Raw genomic sequence first — 19,955 nt, forward strand, 5'->3', positions numbered from 1 at the left:
TTACACCTTCATGTATTGTTTTAAAGAAATTGTACTACCAATAGCACCTACTATAATACCGCCAACTAAAATATAGATAGCCACATCATAGAAGAATGGGAACATTGGTACTAATGGGAAGAATGCTAAAGACTCAGAAACTTCCATAGTAATAAAATGGTAGAATTCACCTACACAAAGAACGGCAATAATAGCTCCAACTAAACCTAATAACATGCCTTCTATCAAGAATGGCCAACGGATAAAGCCATTTGTTGCACCTACATATTTCATGATGGCAATTTCTTTACGACGAGCGAACACAGTCAAACGAATTGTATTAGAAATGATAAATAATGTAGCTGCTGCTAAGAATGCAATTAATACGATACCACCAATTCTGATAACTTGAGTTATACGGAAGAGTTCTTCCACAATATCTTGACCATAATGTGTACTTTCAACACCTTGGAATGTAGTAGCTAATTTAGCTGTGGCCTTAACATCACTAGGATTATCAAAGGTTAATACATAAGAATTTGGCAATGGATTTACATCACCTAGGGCATTTACTAATTGTTGTTGATCACCAAGACGAGCTTTGAATTCCTTCATAGCTTGCTCTTTATTAACAAACTCCAAATGCTTAAGATTTGGTATAGCTTTAATTTGCTTACCTACCGCCATAATTTGGTCAGTTGTTAAACCATCTTTTAAGTAAATACTCAATTGAACTTGGTTCTCTAAGCTAGATGCCATGTTATTCAAATTAATAACACCGCAAAGGAATACCCCAAGCATAAATAGAGATAAAGCCACTGTAGAAATAGATGCTAACGTCATAAGACCGTTACGCTTCATAGATTTGAGGGCTTCTTTAAAAAAGTATTTCAATGTTCTAGGCTTCATTAATTTCTGCACCTCTCATGTTATCACTTTGAACGCGACCATCTTTAAGACGAATAACACGTTTATTTAAATACGAAACAAGATCCATATTATGGGTAACCATAATAACAGTTGTGCCAAAATTATTGATATGCTTAAACAAATCTACAATACCTTTACTTGTATCAGGATCTAGATTACCAGTCGGTTCATCAGCAATGAGCACAGATGGTCGATTTACAATGGCGCGGGCAATAGCAACACGTTGTTGTTCACCACCAGATAGATCCTCTGGTAAATCATTTGCCTTGTCAGTTAACCCAACAAGCTCTAGTACATGACTTACCTTTTCTTTAATTACCTTTGGTTTCTCTTCAATTACTTCAAGTGCAAAAGCAATATTTTCTGATACCGTTTTATTCGGTAATAACCGGAAATCTTGGAATACAACACCAAGCTTTCTACGTAATTTTGGAATTTTACTACGCTTCATACGCGTAACATCAAAATCATCAACTATAACAGTACCAGAGTCAGGTACTACTTCATGAGTTAATAATTTAAATAGAGTTGATTTCCCTGCACCACTGTGACCACAAATGAGGACAAATTCGCCGTCATTTATAGTTAAACACACATCGTCTAATGCAACAGAACCATTATCATAGACTTTACTAACATTCTTAAATTCAATCATGGGATCCCCTTTGATTATTTACGAGTGATTACACGTTTTACTGCTTCTACAATGTCTTTTGCTGTTAAGCCATATTTAGCCATTAATTCTTTTGGTGTACCACTCTCCCCAAATGTATCTCGAACACCAACGAATTCCATAGGTACTGGCTTATTAGCAACAACAACTTCAGACACAGCAGAACCTAGGCCACCAATGATATTATGTTCTTCAGCTGTAACAATAGCACCTGTTTCAGTAGCTGCCTTTACGATTGCATCTGCATCAATTGGTTTGATAGATGCCATATTAATAACGCGTGCAGATACATTAGATTTAGCTAAGGTTTTTGCCGCCTCAACAGCAGGACCAACCAAAGCACCACAAGCGATAATTGTTACATCAGAACCTTCAACTAAAGTAGTAGATTTACCCGGTACAAAAGTATAACCTTCAGCTGTTACATCATCTACACCAGCACGGCCCAAACGAACGTATACAGGACCATCATAGGATGCAGCCCATTCAACTACAGCTTCTGTTTCACGTTCGTCCGCAGGTACTACTACTGTCATATTAGGTAGTGTACGCATACAAGAAATATCTTCCAAGCTTTGATGTGTAGCACCATCTTCACCTACTGTAATACCTGCATGAGTAGCACAAACTTTTACATTCAATTTTGGATAACATACAGCATTGCGAATTTGTTCAAATGCACGACCTGTTGCAAACATTGCAAAGGAAGAAACAAATGGGGTTTTACCAGCTGCTGCAAGACCTGCACCAACAGAAATCAAATTTTGTTCTGCAATACCTACATTAAAGAAACGTTCAGGGCAAACATTTTTAAATGTATCAGTTTTAGTAGATTTTGATAAATCTGCATCTAATACGATAATATTTGTATTTTCTTTACCGATGCGAGCTAACGCATTACCATATGCTTCACGTGTTGCTTTACCCATTATTGTACCCCCATAATTTCATTAACAAAGGCTATGCCTTGCTCAGCGCTTGGTGCTTTGCCATGCCAACCTGCTTGGCCTTCCATTTCTTCAACGCCCTTACCTTTTACAGTATGCATTACAATGCAAGTTGGACCTTCTGTGAAAGCTTTAGCTGCTTCAATAGCATTATGAAGTTCATCAAGATCATGACCATTTACTTCAATAACATTCCAGTTAAAAGCTTTAAATTTCTCAGGAATAGGCAATGGAGAAAGAACTTTAGTAATATCTCCATCAATTTGAAGACCATTAAAGTCGACAAAAGCAGTTAAGTTATTGAGTTTGTAATGGCCAGCAAACATAGCAGCTTCCCATACTTGACCTTCTTCAAGTTCACCATCACCAAGAATGGAATAAACACGGTAATCTGCATTGTCAATTTTACCAGCCAATGCCATGCCACATGCTGCAGAGATACCTTGACCCAAGGAACCTGTGGACATATCAACACCTGGAATATGTTTCATATCAGGGTGACCTTGTAACATATGGTCAATTTTACGTAAATTCAAAAGTTCATCTTTAGAAAAATAACCTTTTTCAGCCAATGTAGCATATAATGCAGGCGCTGCATGACCTTTAGAAAGGACAAAGCGATCTCTATTAGGAGCTTTTGGATTTGCTGGATCTACATTCATTTCTACATAGTACAACAAGGCCATCACATCGGCGATGGATAGAGAACCACCTGGGTGACCAGATTTCGCTGCCGTTACAGACTGAACAATACTCACGCGAATAGCTTTTGCCTTCTCTTGAACTAGTTGTTTAACATCTTGTGTTAATGTAGCCATAGAGACCTCACTTTCTGGATTAGATCCAATATATTAATAATTTTTAAGTAATGAAATAGCGATTTCTGCATTGCGTTGAGAGTTAACACGTAATGCTTCAATACGATCATAAGATGCTTGGTACTCTTCTCTTGAATTTAAGAGCTTATGACATCTCTGATATAAAGCCTCTTCTCTAAGATGGGTCATTGTACCGATTGGTTCTTGACCAATCATATGTAAGAAACTAGTGATTTTAGGATCGTAGGAAATGCCAATTACAGGTTTCTTCATTAAAGAACTAAATACTAATGCATGAAGACGTATGCCAATCATAAGGTCCACATTACCCGACAAGGATACTTGTTCCTCTGTAGAGAATGGTCCTTCAAGAACAATAGCTCCTTTTGGCATATAACTAGCAATAATTTTAGCTTCTTTTGTATCCTCTGGATGAGACATAGGTATAAATATAATCTCTACATTATCCTGTTCTTGCAGTCGACTTAAGACATTGGCTAGTGATTCACGGTATTCTGTATCATCTTTCCAACTACGAACAGCTACTCCGATTCTTTTTGGAGCTTCTGTGGATATAGGTAGCTTAGATGTATAGCCGTCTAGAATGCGTTTTCCAATATTCAAATCAGCTGGTTGCATGGCTAATACAGCATCAGCCGTAACCTCAACATCTTCAATTCCTAAGGAATCTAATTCAGATTTAGAAATAGAATCACGAACCGTTATAGTATCAACAAAACGCAAAACAAAGCTAACAGCTTTCCTTGTAGAAGGGCGATTTAAAGGTCCAATACCTTGTGAGTATAGCATCACCTTTTTACCCATCATTTTTGCTAAAGCCATAATACTTAAGTAGTAATATGTATTGCGAATACTAGTAGCATCTTGTAACAGGCTGCCTCCACCACTGATAACTAAATCAGAATTTGAAATAGCCTTTAGAATACCGAATGCAGAAAATGTTCCCACCGCATGAATATTGTGCTTTTTGCTCGTCTCTGTAGGATTACCAGAAATAACAGTAATATGCGCATCTGCTTCCTCTTTACGAATGGCATCGATAATAGCACAAAGCATTGCTTCATCACCAGCATTACCGAAACCATAGTAGCCAGAGATAACAATATTACTCATGGTCAACCTCCCGAGCTTGGAACCATTGTGTTACATACATCATGAAACGAACAGCAATGATAAGAAGCAAACCTAAGAGCGCACCAATTAACAAACCATCATATCCACGCATAATAGACATGAATACAGGAGTTCTAATATGACAGAATGTTTCAACCATAGACGCTACGCCAATAACACCAGCAATAGTTAATAAGAAATGGATCACTGTAGGCCATTTGCGTAGGAATGCAAATGTAGCTAACATTAATGCAGGGTGACCAATAATGAACTCTTTTTCTCTAGGTCTTGCATACATTGTATTTTCAAGAAAACGACGAAGCATGAGTTCAAATCCTGGTACAGGAACACCTGCTGTATGACCACTTCGGCCAACAAATACCCATGCAACGCCACCAAGAGCAGCCATTACAAAGAATACGTAGAACTTAACATCCATTGTTAAAAATTCAACTACAAATTTCTTTGCTTCTTCTTTAGAGTTAATCATACGACCTTTCCACAATGGGAAACGTTGTAAATAAGCGATAATCACCAATACAACTGGAAGTACAAATGTTAACTTAACACCTCTAAAGATAGCAAATTCCATGAAGAATTTCGTATTTCCTAGCAAAGATGCAATATACATACCGCCAATAGCTGCAAAGAGTGCAGCAATTACGAGATAAAGAACTGCTAATACGGTAGATTTAATAGCACCTAATGGACGAGCACCATCATAACGACGCCATTCTTCCATCAAACGGATCATAGCACCTACAGGAGCCACAATAGCACTAGATAAGGCCCAAATTTGAGTAATCAGTGTGCCACTTGTAATGATGAATAATACTACAGATACAAGAGATATTCCAAAGAATGCGACCAATTGTGTATGTTTACGCATTGGAAGTAACATTTGACCAACGTAAACAAACAGTGCAATAGCACCTATCATAGTAATAACAACTAACAATGGATTAGGTGTATATGGTGGATAAATATCAGCAGGACCAAATTCATAACCTTTTGTAGATAATTTTTCAGTAGTCATACCAATATAGTTAATGGTAGTTTGTAATACTGTTTCATTATTTACACCAGTTTCATACATAGGGAATAAATTGAAACGAATATTTCGTTCAATATCACTAATATAGAAACGTTGTGCCGCTTCTTCAGGAGTAATTTTCTTTAATTCGTCCTTAGCAATTGTATATACACGACCAACGCTATAATTCTCTTTAGCAGCCATTTCTAAGAAACCTTGTTGTGGCTCATATTGAAGTTGGTTAACAGCTTCGATACCAACTAAAGGAATGTGATTTTTATGTAATAATTCTAAGGTTTCATCAGTTAAGTTAGGCGCACCAAGAGCTTCTTTACCAGCAAAAATCATACCAGTAACATGTGGAATTCCTTCAAGGCGTTTAAATAGATATTGAAGATCTTCAGACGTTACATTTCTGTAATTTGTAGGTCGAACAATAACATTAAATCCACGATTAGCAACCTCTTGAGCTTGAAGCTTGGAAATACCAAGATTCATTTTTAGATAGCTATCTGCAGTAGCACCATATAACTCGAGAACCGGACCAATACTTGTATTGAGCTCTTTTACTTTATCTTTACCAATACGATGATATAAATCTTCCCGAATTTCTTTATAATAGCCTTCTTTACCAGAAATCAAAGCTACATAAGTTGCACCATGTTTCACGGATGTCCCATTAACACGGACAGAATCCATTTCTTCGGAAGATAATACCTTAACTTGACCTGCATCTTTCGCTTTTTCTAAGGTGCGATCATAAATAGCAAATGCTGTTACACCTGCATTGCGAAGCGCATCAAAGGCCTCTTGTTGACTACGTTTTTCAAATGCATTAGCCCGTAAAACAGCATCATAATCTACGATATTTTCTATATGGTTTTGAGATTTTTCTATCTGATGGCGTTCAAATACTAAGTATAAAGAGGATACAAGGCCTACAATAATACATAATATAAGAATCCAAGAGTACTTACTTTTCTGGGTGTTCCGATGATTCACGACAAATCCTTTCTAGTTGAGCACTGGTTTAACTTTAATGTGAATTTCACCATTATCGATAGTTAAGCTTTCTGCTTTTACAGGAATAGGGAAGTTATTGAAGTTATAGATTTCAGTAGCTTCTAGTACATTAGATGTTAAACCTGGGATAGTTGCACCATTAATGGTGAATTTCTTAGGTGCAAATAATAAAGTATTATCCTTTAATTCTAAATTGCCATCTAATTTAACAGCGCCTTTAAATACCATACCTACATTCATCTTGCCAGTTAAACTAATGTTATCTTTACTAATATTTACTTGTACATCTTGAATTTCACTGCCTGCTTGAGTGCTTAAAAATGTTGCTAAATCTTCATTAGTAACTATACCGTCAATACTTGAGTTTCCTACTCTAACAACATCTATTTCTTGGCTAGCCAATAATGAAATTGGATTAACTAGAATTTGTGTTGCATCATATTTGAAGTTTGCAAAATTTAATTTACCAAGTTTTACATCATCTAAAGAACCGTACACATGATCAGCTTCACCATAAAGTAATTTGAATCCTGGTTGAGACTCAACATTTACAGTTTGAGCAGATGGTTTTAGGGAATCATTTAATTGTTTTTCAATACGAGAACTAATATAAGAAGGTAATAAAAATTGTGTTGCTGCTGCCAAGGCAATAATCAGCACTAGTAGGAATAGTAAAAACTTTTTCATAAGAACTCCTAAATTGTTAAATTTGCTTCTTTTTTCAAGAAGCCTTCCATAAATTGATCTAAATTACCATCCATAACGGATTGTACATTCCCTGTTTCAACCCCTGTACGATGATCCTTAACGAGATTATATGGGTGGAATACGTAGGAGCGAATTTGACTGCCCCATTCAATGGCTTGGTATGTACCACCTATTTGCTCTTTAAGTTCTGCTTGTTTTTCTAATTCTAATTCAAATAATTTTGCTCGTAATAAACGTAATGCTTGTTCCCTATTTTGCATTTGAGAACGTTGAGTTTGACACTGAACGACAATACCTGTTGGCCTATGCGTCATACGTACAGCAGAATCAGTTTTATTGATATGCTGACCACCAGCACCGCTAGCTCGATATGTATCTACTTGTACATCTTTCATATCAATATTAATTTCTACTGTATCATCAATTTCTGGCATTATATCAACAGCAGCAAAGGATGTATGACGACGTGCCGCAGCATCAAATGGTGAAATACGAACTAGACGATGTACACCTTTTTCAGATTTCAAATAACCAAAGGCATTTTCACCTTTAATTAAAAATGTAGCAGATTTTGTGCCCGCCTCATCACCTGGTTGTTCATCCATCAATTCAATAGAGAATCCTGCTTTTTCAGCCCAACGCAAGTACATGCGAATCAGCATGGAGCACCAATCTTGAGCCTCTGTGCCACCTGCACCAGCATGGAATGTTAAGATCGCATTATTAGCATCATACTCACCACTAAGCAATAAAAGAACCTCTTGTTTTTCTACAGTTTCTTCTATTTGTTGAACATAATCCTTAATCTCTCCTTCTAGAGAACGATCATCTTCCTCTATAGCCATCTCTAGCATTACATTAGCATCTTCGATGTCACTAACAAGTTGTTTATAGCTTTCTACAGCATTCTTTAATTGTGTAGCCTCTTGAGAAATCTCACGAGCCTTATCTGGATCGTCCCAAAATGTAGGGTCGCTCATTTGTACATCTAGTGTAAAGATTCGATCCTCTTTCTGAGCGATGTTAAAGTGAATCCCTCATTCCATAAATACGTTCTTCAAGATTAGAAATAATCGGTTTTAAATCTTCTAACAATTTATGTTCACCACCTTTTACTTATTAGCTTATTACATCGATAAATTATCACCTTAATAAAATAGAAAAATGGCCGTTGCCCAGAAGGAAATCCCATTGAGCAACGTGCCATTCACAAATCTTAATCTATGTTTTGTGGCTCCAACACATCTTCATGATGGGGTTGTGCACCTTCTAAGTGGTCAACTGGTTCTTCAATTTCTTGAATCAATTGTGCACGAATTTTGTATAACGCCATGATTGTTTCATCTTGAATTGCAGCAATCATGTTTTGGAACATATCAAAGGCTTCAAATTTATATTCCACCAATGGATTTTTTTGGCCATATGCACGAAGACCAATACCTTCACGCAACATATCCATATTATCCAAATGTTCCATCCATTTGTTATCAACAACGCGCAACATAATAGCCTTTTCAAGTTGGCCAAACATAGCATCACCAAGCATATCAACGCGATCTTGATACTCAGCATGAGCAATTTCAAGTAAACGTTCTAACAATTCTTGACGGCTATACTCTTCCATATCTTGAGAGGACATAATCTCTTCTGTTAAGAAATATTGACTTAAATGCTTATAAAGACCTTCATAATCCCATTCTTCTGGATATAATTTTTCATCTGCATAAGCATCTACAGATTCAGTAACAAGTTTATCAATCATTTCATTGATTGTGTCACGTAAGGATTCGTTACGTAAAATACGACGACGTTGTTCGTATAATACTTCACGTTGTTGATTCATAACATCATCATACTCAAGGACATATTTACGAATATTATAGTTATGATCTTCTACTTTCTTTTGAGCACGTTCAATAGATTTAGTAATCAAAGAATGCTCAATAGGCTCATCCTCTTCCATGCCTAGTTTATCCATGATACCTGTAATATTATCAGCACCAAAGATACGCATTAAATCATCTTCTAAGGATAAGAAGAATTGAGAGGAACCTGGGTCACCTTGACGACCAGCACGACCACGCAACTGATTATCGATACGGCGACTTTCATGACGTTCAGTACCTAAGATAGCCAAACCGCCTAATTCAGGGACACCTTCACCAAGTGTGATATCAGTACCACGACCAGCCATGTTTGTAGCGATTGTCACCATACCCATTTGACCAGCATCTGCTACAATTTCCGCTTCTTTTTCATGATGTTTAGCATTCAATACTTTATGTGGTACCCCTGAACGTAATAACATATCTGAAAGTTCTTCAGATTGTGTAATAGATGTAGTACCAATCAAAATTGGTTGACCAGTTTGATGGCGTTCTACAGCATTACGTACTACAGCACGATATTTAGCTGCCTTTGTTTTAAAGATTTGATCAGGCAAATCTATACGAGCCAATGGTTTGTTTGGAGGAATAGGTAATACTTCCAAACCGTAAATATCGATAAACTCTTTTTCCTCTGTTTTGGCTGTACCAGTCATACCAGCAAGCTTTTTATACATTCGGAAATAGTTTTGGAATGTAACAGAAGCTAATGTTTGGCTTTCACGTTCAACCTTCAAGCCTTCTTTAGCTTCGATTGCTTGGTGTAAACCATCGGAATAACGACGACCAAACATCAAACGACCTGTGAATTCATCGACGATGACAACTTCACCATCTTTAACTACATAGTCAGTATCGCGATGCATCATAGCATATGCACGAAGAGATGCACCAAGTAGATGATTTAACTCAATATTTTCTGAATCATACAAGTTTTCAACACCAAGCATTTTTTCTACTTTAGCAATACCAGAATCTGTAGGTGCAATAGTTTTTTGTTTTTCATCAATTGTATAATCTTCATCTTTCACAAGATGAGGAACAATTTTAGCTAACTTGTAGTAATTATCTGTGGAACGTTGACCAGGACCAGAAATAATTAATGGAGTTCTCGCTTCATCGATAAGGATGGAGTCAACTTCATCGACAATTGCATAATTCAATGGACGTTGTACCATTTGTGATACATCAGATACCATGTTATCGCGCAAATAGTCAAAACCAAACTCATTATTTGTACCATATGTAATGTCGCATGCATATGCTTCTTTACGTTGGTTAAAATCGAGATTAGCTACAATAAGACCTGTAGAAAGGCCTAAGAAGTTATATAAACGCCCCATTTGTTCGCTATCGCGAGTCGCCAAATAATCATTTACTGTAACAACATGCACCCCATTGCCTGTCAAAGCATTTAGATAAACTGGTAATGTAGCAACTAATGTTTTACCTTCACCAGTACGCATTTCTGCAATATTACCTCTATGAAGGCAAATACCACCAATCAACTGTACATCAAAATGACGCATGCCTAACACGCGTTTAGACGCTTCACGAACTACGGCAAATGCTTCTGGTAAAATGTCGTCTAACGTTTCCCCTTTTTGCAAACGACGTTTAAACTCATCGGTTTTTGCTACTAAGTTAGCATCACTTAATTTAACATAATTCGGTTCAATTTCATTAATATGATCAGCAATAGCACGCATTTTCTTGATTTCTTTTGCGTTATTATTGCCTAATAGCCTTTGTAAAAAGCTTAACAAACAAATCACTCCTCTATAGGACATCTTACATTATTTTATCTAATTTATTATAACGAAAATGCCTTGAATAGTCAAAGAATTCAAGGCATTTCACGATTATTTATAGGTTTTTATAAAAAAGGTGGATGACTCAAAATGGTCATCCACCTTAGTATAATAATCGGCTGATTAAAAAAGTAGAAAGGAGTTAGGATTATTGTCAGCCGACATTATAAGTTATTGTAATTCTGGCTCGATCAAGCCATAGAATCCATCATGTCTACGATATACTACATTCATTGCTTCTGTTTCAGCATTGAAGAACATAAAGAAGTCATGACCAATAAGATTCATTTGTAAAATAGCTTCTTCTACATCCATAGGACGCACTGCAAAGCGTTTGCGTTTTACAACTTCGATAGCTTCTTCTTCTACAGGAGCCGCTAAAGCTTCTGGATGGAAAGCCTCTTGTTTTTTAAAGCGTTTAGCTAAACGAGTTTTATGTTTATGAATTTGACGTACGATTTTGTCTATTACCAAATCAATAGCAGCATACATATCATCGTTTGTTTCTACACCACGAAGAACAATTTTATTAACGAAGCATGTAAGTTCAACAGTAGATTTATCTTTTACAACGGATAAAACCGCTTGTGCATCTAACTCATCATCGAAGTAACGAGTTAATTTGCTCAATCTCTTTTCGATGTATGCTCTTAAAGCATCTGTCACTTCAATGTTTTTACCTCTGATTGCTACTTTCATAAGTCAACACCCTTTCTAAAAATCATCCACGAGATACGAGTGTGTAGTATTTTTTTACTTATCTCTCGTGTTATATTTAGTATTTCTACATTCACATATAAAACTCCTCTTTTTTTCAAAAAATTTTTATATTTTTTGTAGAATTATAAATATTACTTTCAGTAGTAGCAAAAAAACTCTGATATCATGCGATATCAGAGTTTTACTATATGTTGCTTTTATGTATTTTTTGGTATGTAATTACGCTTTTACAACGTTAGCAGCTTGAGGGCCACGGTTACCATCAACGATATCAAACTCTACATTTTGACCTTCTGTCAAAGATTTGAAACCTTCGTCTTGGATCGCAGAGTAATGTACGAATACATCGCTACCGTCTTTGCGTTCAATAAAACCATAACCTTTTTCTGCGCTAAACCATTTTACTTTACCTAACATGGTAACATCCTCCTAAAAATATATATATTGTCTTACTGTCTTGCACTACACTTGTATCATAACACAGCATGTATAAAATATCAAACAATAATATTAACACTTTTAATGAATATACAAAGATATCTTATTTGTATCCCACCCTACAAAAATCACATAAAACCCTTTATTTATCAACGTTATAAATATTTGCGAACAGCATATTAATTTATTGCATAATTTTATAATCATAAAATTATATGAATTAAAAATTATTATCATAAGATATGTATGTATAAAATATTTATATATCACAAATATTTATGGCAATAATCGTATTTCATAGATTAATTAATACCTAGAATGGCTTATTTATAGGGGCTAATTGAATGAATTGACATCAAGTTATCAAATATATTAATAGATATAAATAGATTCATATATCATAAAATCTAATATGTACAAATTCAGTTAACTTTAAAAATAGTCAAAAAAGGAAGCAAACTCTGTAAACAGAATTTACTTCCTTTTATGTTAGAAATTATTATTATAAAATTTTCGATAAGAACAATTTTGTTCTATCATTTGTTGGTGCATCAAATACTTTTTCAGGAGTATCATCTTCAAGAATTAATCCACCATCTACAAATAATACGCGGTCCGCAACCTCTTTGGCAAAGCCCATTTCGTGAGTAACAATAACCATCGTCATACCTTCTTCGGCTAGAGACTTCATTACATCCAGAACTTCGCGAACCATTTCTGGATCCAATGCAGAGGTAGGCTCATCAAAGAGCATAACCTTTGGTTTCATTGCTAAAGCACGAGCTATAGCAACACGTTGCTTTTGACCACCAGATAAAGAGTCAGGATAAGCATTTGCTTTATCTTTCAAACCTACTCGATCTAATAAAATTTGACCAATTTTTTTAGCCTCATCACTAGATGTTTTGCGGACCTTAGTTTGTGCTAAGGTCAGATTTTCCATTACAGTCATGTGTGGGAAAAGATTAAAGTTTTGGAATACCATTCCTACTTCCGTACGGACTTCATTAAGTTTAGATTTATCTGAAAGATCCATACCATCTACAATGACCTTACCAGATGTAGGCTCTTCCAAGTAATTCATAGTACGCAATACTGTACTTTTACCAGAACCTGATGGACCAATAATAACTACAACTTGACCTTTTTCGATATGTAAATCAATGCCCTTTAATACTTCATTTTTACCAAAGGATTTATGTACATTTTCTAACTTAATCATTTAATGCTATATTTCCTTTCAAGGTAACCAACCAATTGTGAAATTGTTACTGTCATAATAAGGTAGATAACAGCAACTGTCCCCCAAATTTCAAATGATGCATATGTTTTGGCAATGATTAGTTGACCACGGCGTGTCAATTCTTCGAAACCAATTACAGAAACCAATGAGGAGTCTTTCAACATAGCAATAAATTCATTACCCAATGGTGGAATAATTGCTTTGAAAGCTTGCGGCATGATGATATAACGCATAGTTTGGCCCCAAGTCAAACCAAGAGATCGACCCGCTTCCATTTGACCTTTATCAATAGACTGAATGCCAGCACGGAAGATTTCAGATACATAAGCACCAGAGTTAATACTACATGCAGTAACAGCAGCAATAAATGGATCAATACGTTGTCCAGTAATCATTGGCAATGCGAAGTAAATCAAGAAGATTTGTACCAATAGTGGTGTACCACGAATGATATCTACATAGCATTTTGCTAATAATCTAACTACAGTAAATTTAGATAAATTTGCTATGGCTACTAATAGACCGATAAAGAAACCACAGCCTACAGACATGGCTGTAATTTCAACGGTTACAAGTGCACCTTGTAATAAAAGCGGTAAATTATCCGCAATTAACCCCCAATTAAAACTCATGATCTCTCCTATTATTTAAATTCTAACACTACTGGCATATCGGCTGGTGCATCTACATTAAACCATTTTTTATATAATGTATTAAATTCTCCATCGGCCTTCATATCGGCGATTGCTTTATTAATTTGTTCTTGCAAGTCTTTGTTGTCTTTATTGATTGCTAAGCCCAAATATTCTTTCGTATTTGGATATGCCATAAATTTAATATGTTGGTCTGGATGTTTAGTACTATAAAATTGAGCTACCGGCAAGTCAATTACAGTTGCATCAGCACCGCCATTTTGTAATTCTAACAAAGCTTCATTACTATGGTCAAACTCTTTTACAGTAGTACCTTCAATTTTATGAGCTAAATCAGCACCAGTTGTACCTAATTGAGCAGCAATCTTTTTACCTTTAAGATCATCAAGGGATGTAATATTGGCACCATCTTTATATACTACAGCAAGTGCATTTTCATAATATGGAGAAGAGAATAACACCTTTTCACTTCTAGCTTTTGTAATAGTCATACCAGATGCTGCTACATCAATATCATGTGTATTTAACGCTGGAATTAGAGCATCAAAGGCAACATTCTTAAGCTCTACATCTTTATTGATACGCTTACCGATGGCACGAATAAGATCAATATCAAAGCCTGTATAGTCTTGAGTTTTTTCATCTTTAAATTCAAATGGAACAAATGTGGCATTAGTACCAACGATTAATTTATTAGAAGTTGTTTGTGTAGAAGTTCCACAACCGCCAATTACAGTACCAGCCAATACTAACATACAACCACCAATGATTAATTTTTTTAACTTCCTATTTAACATCAAATCATCCTCGTTCACTAAACTAACTATTTTTATTACACTAGTATATCACTTAGTATAATTATGTCAACAATTTTGTATAGAAAATTCTCAGATATCAATAAATCACTATATTTGCATTTTATTTTTATGCACTCATTGTATAATTATGATATCAATGTATAATAACTTTCCCATAGGTAGTGGTTTTCTATAGATTTTTTAATATACAGATGTATAAAAAGAAAAAAGCACATGAGAAAAGCCTCATGTGCCCGTATACGGCTGACCTGGTCTTTGCCCCCACACTCGCCTGCTGGAAGGTTCGCTCATAAGTCCGAGACTCCCCACTACTACTCCTCTCGGTTTTCCCGGCAGGACTTACACCTAAGCCGCACCATGCTCACAACCCCTTGGGTTGCTTATGTGGATCGTTTTGCCTGCGACTGGCATCGACTTTCAACCACAGACCCGTATAGACGTATTATAAAGAATAACATAATTCATGTCTAGATTTACGAAGACATATAATTTAATAAAATATACAAAACTTTTATCTTTATCGAACATATTAACGTTTATTTCTCATTGAAATGAGAACAAATTTTGCAACCCCTTTTTTCCGATGTATAGAAAATTGTAATAGAAAACCTAAAATATTCTTCATATTATTTTAATATTTATAAAATTAATATTTCAAGGTACTATATTTAGTGCATTCCTAAAATGTCAATTATTTTTAGTATGCTAAATATGAATACAACATGTATAACAGAACATACGTATCATACACAAAACATTATTTATGGTGTATAATTTGTATACTATTAAATAAGAACGGCCTAAAGTTGTACGATATGAACATAAGTACGAGGGGTTGTACCATATGTTCTACATGTTAGTTAAAGGGGTTTATTATGTTTATGTTATCATTAATGCAACCATCAGGGTTGTACGAACTGGAGAAGGACAGTTTAGAAGCCATTAGTGCTCAGCTCTTGCAAATGATACAAATGAAGAGCTATCATCTATACACTCATTCTATCCAAGTTTCAAACTATGCAGTTAGTATTGCTGCTAAGATGGGTTTACCATTCAATGAAATTGAGCAAATTCGCCACGCAGCTTTACTTCATGACGTAGGGCTTTTAATGGTACCTAATGCATTAATTCAAAAATCTCCATATCTTAACAAGCAAGAAATGTCCAAGTATAAACAACATGCTGCGAGTGGTGCCAATATGATTGAAAACTACCCATGTTGTCAACAAATCTTGCCTTATATTCGTTATCACCATGAAAAATGGGATGGCTCTGGTTATCCTAAACATTTACGTGGTGCTAATATCCCATTAGGAGCTAGAATTATCGCTGTAGCAGATTATTACGATACAACAGTGAATCCTTCTACTGAATTTTGGGCAAAAACTAAAGCTAAAGCTAAAGAAGAACTCTTTAGTGCATCTGGCTCCCTTTTCGATCCAGATGTAGTAAAAGCATTTATCGATGTTCTTGGTTAGTCTCATGATTAAGCGTTCACCATAAGGTGAACGCTTTTTTATATACTTAAAAACTACCGCTAGCTAATGTTAAAGCATCAATTTTACAAGGTTTATATGCTCTAATGACCTTTGCGACGGCTTCAATCGTAGCCCCTGTAGTATATATATCATCTACGATAAGTATTGTCTTATCCTTTAATTCAATATCTTTATAGTTAGCGCCAATGACAAAGGCCTCCTCAATATTTTGATGTCGTTCCTTATTCGTTAACGCCCACATATCATTAGAAGTATCAAATTTATATAAACAGTCTAACCAAGCAAAATGTTTATTATCTATATTTTGTAAAGATTTTGCCCACTTGGTAAAAAATAAATCAACTTGGTTATATCCTCTCTTAGCTTTTTTCCTTTCGCTAGACGGAACAGGAATAATATAATCATAAATAACAGAGCACTTGCTATTAACAATATGAAACTCATCATATTTCATGTAAAGGTTGTACGATGCTAAAAAAGGAGCAGCCCCTTTGGACTGCTCCTTTTTTTCGTTGAATTTTACATCGTAAATTATAGACTTTAAACCACCGCGGTATTCAGCCAATATACATACATCCTCTACATAATGTAGAAATTTGTTTGGTACATGACGAATATGCAGTAGATCAGTAAAACAAGATTTACACCAATCCCCTTGTGTTGCTACAGAGGCCCCACAGTGAGGACATACAGGTGGAAATAGGAAATCCCAAAGACTCATTACGAATCACATCTCCCTTGTAGTCGTTCTTTAAACAATGTATATCGTTCATCACCGTTTACAGTACGTACAGCACGTTCTATAGCGCTCGTTGTACCAACGATAATAACCTTCCGTTTAGCTCGTGTAACAGCAGTGTACAACAAATTACGTTGCAACATACCACCATAACGTGGAACAAACGGAATGATAACTACACCATACTCGCTACCTTGGCTCTTATGAACTGTAATAGCATAAGCTGGCATAATCATATGTGCTTCGTCGATAGGTAGACGAACCTCTTTATGAATAAATCGGATACAAATATCTGTCCGTGTAATGGCATATATAATTCCAATCTCACCATTAAAGACTTCTAACTCATAATCATTGAGGATTTGGATAACTTTATCCCCTACACGGTATGTAATACCATTAACGCGTGCTTCCCCTTTTAAACTATCTGGAGGATTAACTGCTTGTTGTACATACTGAGAAATGAGTGTACTTCCAGCTTCACCACGTCTCATAGGAGAAATAATTTGAATATCTAACTCATCCTCAATATGCTCCTGTTCTCGCTTATATACATCTATGATAGCTTTCATCATCATATCGTAAGACTTAACAGGTATAAAGGAAAACTCTTCACTTAGACTATCAAGTTTTGGCATTTCACCACGGTTAATAGCATAGGCGCTTTCTACAATAGTGTTACCAGAACTTTGTCGATAAATCTGGTTAAGTCGCGTATAAGGCACACAGTCACTATCGAGCAAATCTTTTAATACAAAGCCTGCTCCAATAGGTGGCAATTGATCAACGTCACCTACGATAATAACATGAGCTTCCTTTGGAATAGCTGCCATTAACGAATAGAATAAACGTACATTGAGCATAGATGCTTCATCAATGATAATAACATCTATATCTAAAGGATCATCTTCATTCTTAGTAAAGTCATAAGAATCACTGCCCTGAACAGGCACTAATAAGCGATGTATCGTTGTTGCTTCAAACTCGGTAGCCTCTGTAAGTCGTTTTGCAGCACGCCCCGTAGGTGCACATAGAATAATACGCCCCAAGCCACCAAGTTGAAATCCTTTTACTAAAGCCTTAATAATCGTCGTTTTGCCCGTACCAGGGCCACCAGTAATAAGAGAAAACTTTTCAAAGAAAGATAACTGAATAGCCTCTTTTTGAGCATCACCAAATGTAATGTGATTATCTGCTTCAAATTTATCTATAAAACTTGGAATATCTAGAGAAATTGGATCTGCCTCTAATAAAAAATCCTTTGTATAATGAACGCTTTCTACTTCAGACACGTACATTTCTGGAGGGTAAATATATAAGATATCTTCATAATAAGTACTATATAAAGCACCTTGCTCCAAAAGATCTTCAATAAAGTTAGCAATATCATCTACATCAGTATGTAACAGATCATCTAAACGGCCAATAAGTTGATCTACAGGCAAACAAGTATGACCTTGATTATCTAAACTGCGTAAAATCCATTCTAAACCAGCCGCTAAACGGCGAGAGTCACTGCCAGTAATACCTAAATGTTCCGCCAGTGTATCAGCCGTACCAAAGAGCATATCTGGTGCTACACGTAACAAAGTATAAGGATTATCTTCAATAACAGCCACAGACTGAACACCGTAATAAGTGTATACAGTTCGACTCCATTTAGACGAAATATGGTGACTTTCAAAAAAGTGATTTAAATCGGATAAAATACCTTCACCAAGTAACGTATTAAATAGTTCATCCTTAATACTTTTTCGAAGACCAGGAACATCCTTAATTTCTTCAGGACGTTCCTCTCGTAAAATTTCTAATATACGAATACCAAAATAATCAAGTACCTTTTCTACGGACTTTTCACCAAAACCTTTAATCCCTAAGTTCATTAAGTAGGTCTTTGCAGCACCCATATTGTCAGGTTTTAACTTCTCTACACTAGTAGCATCAAATTGTCGACCATATTTTTCATGTTCTACATAACGGCCGCGGACTTCGATATCCTCCCCTTCTTTAGGAGACTCAAATTTACCAGTACAAGTAATGTATTCCTCATTATAATCTTTAAGGACAAACACGCAATATGTACGTTGTGTATTCTCATATATAGTTCGGTATACAAATCCTCGTATGGCGTCCATTATTTCTCCGTATTAGGTAAGGCTTCAATAATTTCTTGTACCGCATCGGTAATGCTGCCTTCATTACCGATTTTAATATGTGCCACTTCTTCGTATAAAGGGTATCGTTCTTCATATACATTAAAGATATACTCAATGCTTTCTTTAACAAGTGGGCGAATTTCAAGATCCAAATCATCTAGGATATGATTTACATCGCGATTAACAAATACAACAAGACCATTATTACGCATTAACTTTACTGTTTTGTCATAGGTAACGGTACCACCACCGGTAGCAATAACAGATGGCTTATTATGAATTAATTCTTTAATTGTACTGTATTCATACTCGCTGAAAGCATCTTTACCATCATAAATATAAATATTTTGTACAGATTTCCCTACTTTATCTTGAATTGTTTGATCTAAGTCGTAAAAGTCTCGGCCCAATTCCTTGGCTAACATTTTACCAACTGTAGTCTTACCAGCTCCTGGCATACCGATGAGAAAAATATGCTTATGCATATGCTCTTTTAAAAACTCATTGCTCATAGAAACAACAGTCTTTATATAATTTTCAACATACGGTGATAACGTTTTATCTTTGCAATTTGCAGTATGCAATGCAACAATACTTTCATCACGCGCTTCATCTACTAAGGGTAAATGATGTTCATCTTTATATTTACCAATTTCTTTGATTAAAGATAGTCTTTTTTCAAATTCAGCGACTAATACAGCATCAATACTATCTATTTGTTTACGAGCTTCTTTAATATCCATGAGA

Annotated in this window: 18 protein-coding genes; 1 reads left to right on the forward strand and 17 read right to left on the reverse strand. The window is 35.6% G+C overall.

The genetic code is table 11. The features are described from left to right. The 14 genes from ftsX to KH109_RS03055 form a co-directional block, all read right to left on the reverse strand. Complete coding sequence (ftsX, locus tag KH109_RS02990; protein ID WP_024066929.1) at positions 1-888, reverse strand: permease-like cell division protein FtsX; 888 nt, start codon at positions 886-888, stop codon at positions 1-3. Continuing rightward, positions 878-1,564, reverse strand: a complete 687-nt coding sequence (gene ftsE / locus KH109_RS02995; protein WP_295213585.1) for a cell division ATP-binding protein FtsE — start codon at positions 1,562-1,564, stop codon at positions 878-880. Before ftsE ends, ftsX begins: the two co-directional genes overlap by 11 nt. 14 nt (positions 1,565-1,578) lie before the next feature. Then, on the reverse strand, positions 1,579-2,511 hold the full coding sequence (locus tag KH109_RS03000) for a transketolase family protein (RefSeq protein WP_295215595.1): 933 nt from the start codon (positions 2,509-2,511) through the stop codon (positions 1,579-1,581). Further along, on the reverse strand, positions 2,511-3,347 hold the full coding sequence (locus KH109_RS03005) for a transketolase (protein ID WP_060924672.1): 837 nt from the start codon (positions 3,345-3,347) through the stop codon (positions 2,511-2,513). Before KH109_RS03005 ends, KH109_RS03000 begins: the two co-directional genes overlap by 1 nt. Positions 3,348-3,380: 33 nt before the next feature. After that, positions 3,381-4,481: a polysaccharide pyruvyl transferase CsaB gene (gene csaB / locus KH109_RS03010; RefSeq protein WP_119208223.1), complete on the reverse strand. Its 1,101-nt coding sequence runs from the start codon at positions 4,479-4,481 to the stop codon at positions 3,381-3,383. Then, a complete protein-coding gene (locus tag KH109_RS03015) occupies positions 4,474-6,516 on the reverse strand; it encodes a DUF5693 family protein (protein WP_295215599.1) in 2,043 nt (680 codons plus the stop codon). Before KH109_RS03015 ends, csaB begins: the two co-directional genes overlap by 8 nt. 12 nt (positions 6,517-6,528) lie before the next feature. Next, a complete protein-coding gene (locus KH109_RS03020) occupies positions 6,529-7,224 on the reverse strand; it encodes an LmeA family phospholipid-binding protein (protein ID WP_024066682.1) in 696 nt (231 codons plus the stop codon). Between the two features lie 8 nt (positions 7,225-7,232). Next, positions 7,233-8,340 (reverse strand): peptide chain release factor 2 gene (prfB, locus tag KH109_RS03025; RefSeq protein ID WP_295215601.1). Its coding sequence is split into 2 segments (ribosomal slippage): positions 7,233-8,282 and positions 8,284-8,340, totalling 1,107 coding nucleotides; the frame shifts between segments, so codons are not numbered across the junction. A gap of 121 nt (positions 8,341-8,461) precedes the next feature. After that, positions 8,462-10,897: a preprotein translocase subunit SecA gene (gene secA / locus KH109_RS03030; protein WP_105089104.1), complete on the reverse strand. Its 2,436-nt coding sequence runs from the start codon at positions 10,895-10,897 to the stop codon at positions 8,462-8,464. A 216-nt stretch (positions 10,898-11,113) separates the two neighbouring features. Beyond that, positions 11,114-11,641, reverse strand: coding sequence for a ribosome-associated translation inhibitor RaiA (raiA, locus tag KH109_RS03035; RefSeq protein ID WP_024066679.1), 528 nt, complete (start codon positions 11,639-11,641; stop codon positions 11,114-11,116). A gap of 240 nt (positions 11,642-11,881) precedes the next feature. After that, complete coding sequence (locus KH109_RS03040; protein WP_295215604.1) at positions 11,882-12,079, reverse strand: cold shock domain-containing protein; 198 nt, start codon at positions 12,077-12,079, stop codon at positions 11,882-11,884. Between the two features lie 523 nt (positions 12,080-12,602). Next, positions 12,603-13,322, reverse strand: a complete 720-nt coding sequence (locus KH109_RS03045) for an amino acid ABC transporter ATP-binding protein (RefSeq protein WP_024066677.1) — start codon at positions 13,320-13,322, stop codon at positions 12,603-12,605. Continuing rightward, positions 13,319-13,975 (reverse strand): amino acid ABC transporter permease, encoded by a 657-nt coding sequence (locus KH109_RS03050; RefSeq protein WP_024066676.1) that lies wholly within the window; start codon positions 13,973-13,975, stop codon positions 13,319-13,321. The genes KH109_RS03045 and KH109_RS03050 overlap by 4 nt, the downstream gene beginning before the upstream one ends. Before the next feature lie 11 nt (positions 13,976-13,986). Then, complete coding sequence (locus KH109_RS03055; protein ID WP_105094300.1) at positions 13,987-14,793, reverse strand: basic amino acid ABC transporter substrate-binding protein; 807 nt, start codon at positions 14,791-14,793, stop codon at positions 13,987-13,989. A gap of 896 nt (positions 14,794-15,689) precedes the next feature. On the opposite strand from KH109_RS03055, the gene KH109_RS03060 reads away from it, so the two are divergent. Beyond that, complete coding sequence (locus KH109_RS03060; RefSeq protein WP_295215608.1) at positions 15,690-16,292, forward strand: HD domain-containing phosphohydrolase; 603 nt, start codon at positions 15,690-15,692, stop codon at positions 16,290-16,292. A 46-nt stretch (positions 16,293-16,338) separates the two neighbouring features. Here the strand turns inward: KH109_RS03060 and KH109_RS03065 are convergent, their stop codons facing one another. Genes KH109_RS03065 through KH109_RS03075 form a run of 3 tightly spaced genes read right to left on the reverse strand, consistent with a single transcriptional unit; the run spans position 16,339 to position 19,951 of the window. Then, the gene (locus KH109_RS03065; RefSeq protein WP_213467780.1) at positions 16,339-17,034 is read right to left on the reverse strand and encodes a phosphoribosyltransferase family protein; all 696 of its coding nucleotides are present in this window, start codon (positions 17,032-17,034) and stop codon (positions 16,339-16,341) included. Further along, positions 17,034-19,187 (reverse strand): ATP-dependent RecD-like DNA helicase, encoded by a 2,154-nt coding sequence (locus tag KH109_RS03070; protein ID WP_295215615.1) that lies wholly within the window; start codon positions 19,185-19,187, stop codon positions 17,034-17,036. The genes KH109_RS03065 and KH109_RS03070 overlap by 1 nt, the downstream gene beginning before the upstream one ends. Then, the gene (locus KH109_RS03075) at positions 19,187-19,951 is read right to left on the reverse strand and encodes a shikimate kinase (RefSeq protein ID WP_105085516.1); all 765 of its coding nucleotides are present in this window, start codon (positions 19,949-19,951) and stop codon (positions 19,187-19,189) included. Before KH109_RS03075 ends, KH109_RS03070 begins: the two co-directional genes overlap by 1 nt. Between the last annotated feature and the right edge of the window lie 4 nt (positions 19,952-19,955).

It is taken from the genome of Veillonella sp., from assembly GCF_018381775.1.
Lineage (GTDB): Bacteria > Bacillota > Negativicutes > Veillonellales > Veillonellaceae > Veillonella.

Excerpts from the sequence above, each read along its gene's own strand:
- ftsX (WP_024066929.1), bottom strand. The coding sequence starts at position 888 with ATGAAGCCTAGAACATTGAAATACTTTTTTAAAGAAGCCCTCAAATCT.
- ftsE (WP_295213585.1), bottom strand. The coding sequence starts at position 1,564 with ATGATTGAATTTAAGAATGTTAGTAAAGTCTATGATAATGGTTCTGTT.
- KH109_RS03000 (WP_295215595.1), bottom strand. The coding sequence starts at position 2,511 with ATGGGTAAAGCAACACGTGAAGCATATGGTAATGCGTTAGCTCGCATC.
- KH109_RS03005 (WP_060924672.1), bottom strand. The coding sequence starts at position 3,347 with ATGGCTACATTAACACAAGATGTTAAACAACTAGTTCAAGAGAAGGCA.
- csaB (WP_119208223.1), bottom strand. The coding sequence starts at position 4,481 with ATGAGTAATATTGTTATCTCTGGCTACTATGGTTTCGGTAATGCTGGT.
- KH109_RS03020 (WP_024066682.1), bottom strand. The coding sequence starts at position 7,224 with ATGAAAAAGTTTTTACTATTCCTACTAGTGCTGATTATTGCCTTGGCA.
- raiA (WP_024066679.1), bottom strand. The coding sequence starts at position 11,641 with ATGAAAGTAGCAATCAGAGGTAAAAACATTGAAGTGACAGATGCTTTA.
- KH109_RS03040 (WP_295215604.1), bottom strand. The coding sequence starts at position 12,079 with ATGTTAGGTAAAGTAAAATGGTTTAGCGCAGAAAAAGGTTATGGTTTT.
- KH109_RS03045 (WP_024066677.1), bottom strand. The coding sequence starts at position 13,322 with ATGATTAAGTTAGAAAATGTACATAAATCCTTTGGTAAAAATGAAGTA.
- KH109_RS03050 (WP_024066676.1), bottom strand. The coding sequence starts at position 13,975 with ATGAGTTTTAATTGGGGGTTAATTGCGGATAATTTACCGCTTTTATTA.
- KH109_RS03055 (WP_105094300.1), bottom strand. The coding sequence starts at position 14,793 with ATGTTAAATAGGAAGTTAAAAAAATTAATCATTGGTGGTTGTATGTTA.
- KH109_RS03060 (WP_295215608.1), top strand. The coding sequence starts at position 15,690 with ATGTTTATGTTATCATTAATGCAACCATCAGGGTTGTACGAACTGGAG.
- KH109_RS03065 (WP_213467780.1), bottom strand. The coding sequence starts at position 17,034 with ATGAGTCTTTGGGATTTCCTATTTCCACCTGTATGTCCTCACTGTGGG.
- KH109_RS03070 (WP_295215615.1), bottom strand. The coding sequence starts at position 19,187 with ATGGACGCCATACGAGGATTTGTATACCGAACTATATATGAGAATACA.
- KH109_RS03075 (WP_105085516.1), bottom strand. The coding sequence starts at position 19,951 with ATGGATATTAAAGAAGCTCGTAAACAAATAGATAGTATTGATGCTGTA.